General features: G+C 39.4%; 7 protein-coding genes. 6 read left to right on the top strand and 1 reads right to left on the bottom strand.

Annotated features, from left to right (window positions below; translation table 11 throughout):
- Positions 1-243 precede the first annotated feature (243 nt).
- Positions 244-423: a hypothetical protein gene (locus JWQ54_RS08685; RefSeq protein WP_299583150.1), complete on the top strand. Its 180-nt coding sequence runs from the start codon at positions 244-246 to the stop codon at positions 421-423.
- Between the two features lie 554 nt (positions 424-977).
- Here JWQ54_RS08685 and JWQ54_RS08680 read toward each other — a convergent pair.
- Positions 978-2,072: a metallophosphoesterase gene (locus tag JWQ54_RS08680; RefSeq protein ID WP_299583147.1), complete on the bottom strand. Its 1,095-nt coding sequence runs from the start codon at positions 2,070-2,072 to the stop codon at positions 978-980.
- 251 nt (positions 2,073-2,323) lie between these two features.
- Here JWQ54_RS08680 and JWQ54_RS08675 point away from each other — a divergent pair, with 251 nt between their 5' ends.
- Genes JWQ54_RS08675 through JWQ54_RS08655 form a run of 5 tightly spaced genes read left to right on the top strand, consistent with a single transcriptional unit; the run spans position 2,324 to position 5,895 of the window.
- On the top strand, positions 2,324-2,686 hold the full coding sequence (locus JWQ54_RS08675; RefSeq protein WP_299583144.1) for a hypothetical protein: 363 nt from the start codon (positions 2,324-2,326) through the stop codon (positions 2,684-2,686).
- A 9-nt stretch (positions 2,687-2,695) separates the two neighbouring features.
- Positions 2,696-3,358 carry a hypothetical protein gene (locus tag JWQ54_RS08670; protein WP_299583141.1) on the top strand — a complete coding sequence of 221 codons (663 nt, stop codon included), beginning with the start codon at positions 2,696-2,698 and terminating at the stop codon, positions 3,356-3,358.
- Positions 3,351-4,187, top strand: a complete 837-nt coding sequence (locus tag JWQ54_RS08665) for an ATP-binding protein (RefSeq protein ID WP_299583138.1) — start codon at positions 3,351-3,353, stop codon at positions 4,185-4,187. The genes JWQ54_RS08670 and JWQ54_RS08665 overlap by 8 nt, the downstream gene beginning before the upstream one ends.
- Positions 4,159-4,794, top strand: coding sequence for a response regulator transcription factor (locus JWQ54_RS08660; protein ID WP_299583135.1), 636 nt, complete (start codon positions 4,159-4,161; stop codon positions 4,792-4,794). Before JWQ54_RS08665 ends, JWQ54_RS08660 begins: the two co-directional genes overlap by 29 nt.
- Positions 4,795-4,824: 30 nt before the next feature.
- The gene (locus tag JWQ54_RS08655) at positions 4,825-5,895 is read left to right on the top strand and encodes a PA0069 family radical SAM protein (RefSeq protein ID WP_299583132.1); all 1,071 of its coding nucleotides are present in this window, start codon (positions 4,825-4,827) and stop codon (positions 5,893-5,895) included.
- The last annotated feature ends 465 nt before the right edge of the window (positions 5,896-6,360 follow it).

Genomic DNA, 6,360 nt, shown 5'->3' with positions numbered 1-6,360 from the left:
ATTCAACATCTTAAGGTGTCTTAGCCAGACAGAGTAGCAATATTTACTTTCAATAGTACCACCTGTTCTATACGACAATAGTGTTTTGACAAATGGCATATGTAAGACCAGGCCAATTGTCATTGGTATTAATTTTTCTTTCCACATGGTTATAATTATTATTAGTTTGTTTTATATAGCATGTTTCACAATACACTTGGCCTCGCCAACTTTCTTTTCCGCTGACCTTCGTCAACTAAACTGATGATAATTAAGTACAAGTTCATCGACAGAAACGAATATGTAAAACGAGCACTGAATTTATATACACAATGCTTTGAGAGAAGAACTATTTTGCGTTTTCCTTTAACTTACACCAGCCATAGCTTCGCCAGCCCACTTACATGGCCATTCAGGAATAATAATGGTTTCGATGTAAATTAAAGGCCGGTTAAATTAAAGTAGTCTTTATTATCAATCTCTATACTTAATTTATTTGCAGTCTGGTAATCTGATCAGTTTCAATAACTTCCTATAAATGAAACAGGTTAACAATATTGTTTTTAGCTGGATCAAATTTATTTAATTGATATTCAATAGTAAAGCAACTTAGCAAGTTGATAGCAATTTGTGAATCACTTTTCAATACTTTACATAATCGTAAACATATTTTACGATAAGTGTAAAACAGTTTGCCTAAGTAAAGCCGGATAATATTGAAAGTTTACGGGTTAAACCCAAACGGGCAAATATTTTTTAACCAAAATGGAATAAATGCCGGGGCAGGGAAATCGCTTTTAGCATTTTTAACACCATTTATTCCGGATGTCATACAAAACAGGTTAATAAAACCGATAGTTTATCGCTGTTTTCTAACCGATTTTGTATGGCCTGCTATTTTTAAATGCACTTTTCCTGATGCCGGGCCAGGGCTTATGAGTTAACATCGCTTGTTTAATGAACATTCCTCCTTACATGGACAGCGATGCTTTTGCATACTACTGATTCAACTTTAAATTTGCTAACGGGCATTCTTCTAATATCGTCCGTTCGCTCTTTTTGCCCTGTCCGTATTTCCATTTAATAAGCCTGATACAATTGTCAGCTATTTCAATGCCGGTTATATCACCGTCATCAAAACAACAGCATCCGCTATTAAAATAAGTATCCAAATAGCCTTTAAAATCCGGCGGCCTTGAGGCTTTAAGGTGCAGGGCCTCAATTTTTACTTGCAACTCAGCGGCTTTGGCAGTATCATTATTTTGTTTTGCAATACCCAGTTTTTCAAACAATGATTCCAACTGGGTTAACGACCGGAAAACCGGTTGATGGGTATGCCCGGTTATTAATAAAATGTTTTCCCTTTTCGAGCTCCATTCATACATTATCCGGTTATGGTCGCTCTTTAATTCGTTATTATTAGCCGGTGTGTTGGGATTTATTCGCAGGTAAGCCTGGAAAGGCCCCCAAATATCTGATACAAACCATTTACTGAACCAATTGCCATCACTTTGCAGATCGCCCTGGTGGCCGTGGGTCATATAAATTTCAAGCGACTTTTTGCCAACCGTGGTTTTTAGCACAACGCCTTCATTGATCTCAACTTTTTGCCCGTATATAGTTTGCAGGCCAGCTGCCGCAAGCGGATCATTATCCCAATAAAGATCATGATTGCCAAAGATCTTGATAAAAGCTTTTCGGGCAATAAACATTTTTTCTGCCTCAAAAGTTGTTTTATTATGCCGCTTTACTGTAATAAAAAGATTTTCCCAGAGCTCCTCGCTATCACCCAGGTTTATATAAAAAAAACCATTCCTGTTGTAGTAATCCAAAGCCGACAGGTAGTTTTGCGCTGACCTGGTGAAAACGTCAGCACCGTCACGGGCGCCTTTATGCTGGTCCGAAAAAACGATGAATTTATCGGTTGCTGCATTAAAGGGCAGCATCGGCCCCTTTCTAGTATGGTTAGCTTTAATTTGATCGTATAGATCGCTTAATGCTTCATCAACCCTTTTTTTATCCGGCCTTGATGAAAGCCGGTTGGCAAGTGTTATTGCCGGCTTTGTAAAAATACTTTGTAAAAACTTCCGCATCAGCAGGTTAACATTGATTAAAAGGTTTTGTTTAATTACATATTAGTCCATTAAGTGTAACAATTGTGTTAAACCAAACACAACACAGGTAAAAAGCCATATACATATTTTACTTTGAATTTCCACCCCGTTAAATAACGGTATTTTATGCGTTAAAATACGGTAAAAATACCGTTATTTAACGGGGCGGATTTATAGAGGACAAATCCTATATTGAAACCATATTACCTTAACCCTTTAATTAATTTATCATGTCTTCAGTAATCGACAAAACCTTAGCACAAAGTTTAATCAGTAATTATCAGTCTCAAAATTCAGGTACAGGCGGCCCGTCGTTGGTGACACCTGAAGGGCAATTTTTAAATGGCTTTTTTATTAGCCGCCGGTCCCTGGATGCCATGTTAAGCGACAAAAACTGTGTTGGCGTAAGCGTGCATTTTGCAAAACACCCTGATCATGTGGGTTCAACCGATAATATATTTACTTTGATCCTTACCGGGGCCGAGCCGAATCCTGATTATCCTGAAGTAAACGGTGCGGCTCCATATGTAGGAAGATATGAAAATTGGGATCAGCTAACACCCTGCCCGCCATTTTGTACCGAGCTTATTTGATAGATTGATATGAGTATAGACACCATATATGCAGTATATTTAATACTGTTATTACTAATAGCTATTGCCGGCTTTACGCGTTTTAAGAAACTTTCAAAGGGCTTCCGGGTTTTAACAGTGCTAATTCTATGTACTTTAATAAGCGAAAGTATAAAAAAGGTATATGGAAAAATTTACCATAATAATATGCCCATTGCTCACATTTGGGCGGTTATTGAATATGCGCTCCTTTCTTTAACCTACTTTTATTTGCTAACAAACGGGTGGATAAAAAAAGCGATCATTGTTTCAACAGTTGCCATGCTTGTCCTGGAAGTTATAAACGTATTGTTTTTTGAGAAGCTAACGCAGTTTCCTTCGCTGATCCTGGAAGTTTCACATATTCTTTACGTTGTTTATTCACTCCTGCTGTTTCGTCAAATGCTGTTATTCCCTATGGAGCAAAGCCTGTTTAAACAGAGCCTGTTTTGGTTTAACATAAATGTATTATTTTACGCAACTACCATGTTCCTCAATTTTGCATTATTAAGTTATTTTATAGAAAACAAACTTGATGTGATACCCCTTGCTTACTTTAGCATGGTAATTAATTTTATATTTTATATCGTAATTGGCATTTCTCTGTTAATTGATAATAGCAATGTAACCGCAATCAGGGTAAGTAATGGTTAGTGGTGTTCCTAATATCAACGAGTTGTATGTTGTGTTTTTTTCGGCAACAGTATTTTTTGTATTTCTATCTGGTTTTATTATCTACTTCATCATACTCTATCAAAAGCGGCAGATTCAACACAGGACAGAAAGCGAGGCGGTGCAGGCAAATTTCAGGCAGGAGTTTCTAAAGGCACGGCTTGAGATGCAGGAGCAAACCTTCGCACATGTAAGCCGCGAGCTGCATGATAACGTTAACCAGGTGCTATCATTTGTGAAGCTTAACCTGGCTATGATAAGCAATGTTGACAGTGAACAGCGGCTAAAGATCAATGAAAACCGGGAATTGATCGCGCAGGTAATTACCGACCTGCGCGATCTTTCAAAAAGTTTGAGTTTTGAGCACATAACAAAGCAAGGATTAGTTAAAACTATCGAAACCGAAGTAAACAAGCTTAACAAAAGCGGCATTATTGAAGCAAGTCTTTCAGTAGAGGGTGATATATATCCGCTTGGTGAGCAAAGTGAGCTGGTGCTGTTTCGTATTTTGCAGGAGGCGCTAAACAATGCCATTAAACACTCAGGTGCAACTCATTTGCAAATAGGCTTGCAATATGGCGCCGAAATGTTTAACTTAACGGTCGGGGACGATGGCGTTGGGTTTTTACCTAACTCATTGGATAACAGCACCGGTTCTGGTTTGATAAATATTGAAAATAGAGCAGCAGTGATTGGCGCCGTGGCAACGGTCAATAGTTCACCGGGAAATGGCTGTAATGTTAACGTTACCCTAAACCTTTTACAACAAAGAATATACATTGATGGAAACCATCCAGATCGCGTTAGTTGATGATCACCGCCTTTTCAGAAGCGGAATTGCATCATTAATTAACAATTTTAAAGGATTTAATATACTTTTTGAGGCAAGCAACGGGGAAGAAATGGTGCGAAAAATTTCTTCAAAGCTAAAACCCGACATTGTACTGCTTGACATACATATGCCCGTAATGGATGGCACCGCAACTGCACTTTGGCTCAAGGAAAATTATCCGGAGATCCGGATCATAGTTTTATCGATGCTTGAAGACCCCGAAAAGGTGCTTGCCATGCTTAAGTTTGGGGCAAAAGGCTACCTGCTTAAAGACTCGGAGCCGCATGAATTTGAACAGGCCCTGCAAAAGGTATCCGTAGGCGAAGTTTACTATCCGGAGTTTGTTACCAGGCTATTAATAAACTCATTTAATGAGCAAAGTGAGCAGGTCACGTTACAACTGCGCGAGCTTGAGTTTATAAAGCTGGCCGCCTCTGAGCTTACTTACAAAGAAATTGCTACACAAATGTGCATCAGCATTCGCACCGTTGATGGCTACCGCGATCAGTTATTTGAAAAACTGCGAGTAAAAAGCCGAATCGGGCTGGTATTATACGCCATAAAAAATAAACTGATAGAATTGTAGTTTGCTAATTTTTTTAGCAAATTTGTCTTCATGGGACATGAGGATAATGATGAGTTTTTTAAAGGGCGCGGTGCGCAGGTAAATACACATAACAAGTTCTTAAAAAACAAGTATGTATTAGAGCATATTGAGGGCCTTGACGAGCCTTTGCTTGAAAATACCGCTACCCAGCTTTTTGAGGAGACCTCAAAAAAAATCGTAAGCGAGTCAAACAGTCCTGACCTTAGTCACATGTATTCTATAAACCCCTACCAGGGTTGCGAACACGGCTGCATTTACTGTTATGCGCGTAATACACACGAATATTATGGATTTAGTGCAGGGCTTGATTTTGAGCGCAAAATAATTGTAAAACGCAACGCCGCCGAGCTTTTAGAGCAGTATTTTAATAAAAAAAACTACAAGCCTGTATGCATCCTGCTTTCGGGCAATACTGACTGTTACCAGCCCATTGAGCGCAGGTTAAAGATAACCCGCTCGCTTTTACAGCTGTTTTTGAAATATAAAAACCCGGTTAGCATCATCACCAAAAACAACGTCATCCTGCGCGATCTTGATATCCTTACAGAACTGGCAGCAATGAATTTAGTCCACGTTAATGTATCAATAACCTCGCTGAATGAACAACTGCGGCAAAAGCTGGAGCCACGCACAGTAACAGCCACCGGCAGATTGGCAGTAATTCAAAAACTGACTGAAAAAGGCATCCCCTGCAGGGTAATGGCCGCACCAATTATCCCCGGGCTTAACAGTAACGAGGTGCCTGCAATTATAAAAGCTGCTGCCGACAGGGGTGCATTATCTGCCGGCTTTACCATTGTTCGCCTGAACGGCAGCATCGGAGAAATTTTTACCGACTGGATAAACAAAGCTTTCCCTGACAGGGCCGAAAAGGTTTTGAACATGATAAAATCATGTCATGACGGCAAATTGAATGATAGTGATTTTGGTCGCCGGATGAGCGGCGAGGGGAAAATTGCGGAATCTATCCACCAGATGTTCAAAATGTCCTGTACCCGCTTTATGGCTGATAGGGAAATGCCGGAGTTTGATTACACATTGTTTGTGCCAAAGGGCGGCAGGCAGACGAGCATGTTTTGATCGCCCTATTATTTATTTGCCGGATTTCTTAGAGACTGTTACCACCATAATGGTGATTCCTAACAATAAGACTGTATACACCGGCCACATCGGGGCGGTGTGGCCTATCCAGCCGATTAAGCCAAGAATAAGGAAAACATATCCCGCATAACTTATCGATCTGTAATTCATAATCTGTTAGTATTAAGAATAATACAATATATAAATAATATTTGAAGTATGATCATGCTTTATCCGTGCAAATCAAATTGTCGCTTACCTGCTGGTTTTGGGCTAAAGCCCTTAGTCACTCATTTATCCTATCCGTCACTTAAAAGTGCAATGAGGTTGTCTGCTATTTTTTCATTCATTGCCGTTTGGCTTCAGTGGCTGTTGCACGACTACATGCCTAACAAACAATAAATTTGTTTAATATACTGATTATTAGTATATTGTGTCATGCAAGGAAAGAAAAACTATCAGGAG

Source organism: Mucilaginibacter sp. (assembly GCF_028288225.1).
GTDB lineage: Bacteria > Bacteroidota > Bacteroidia > Sphingobacteriales > Sphingobacteriaceae > Mucilaginibacter.
Note: the sequence above shows the minus strand (reverse complement) of the source record. Positions and strands in the feature narration are given on the sequence as shown.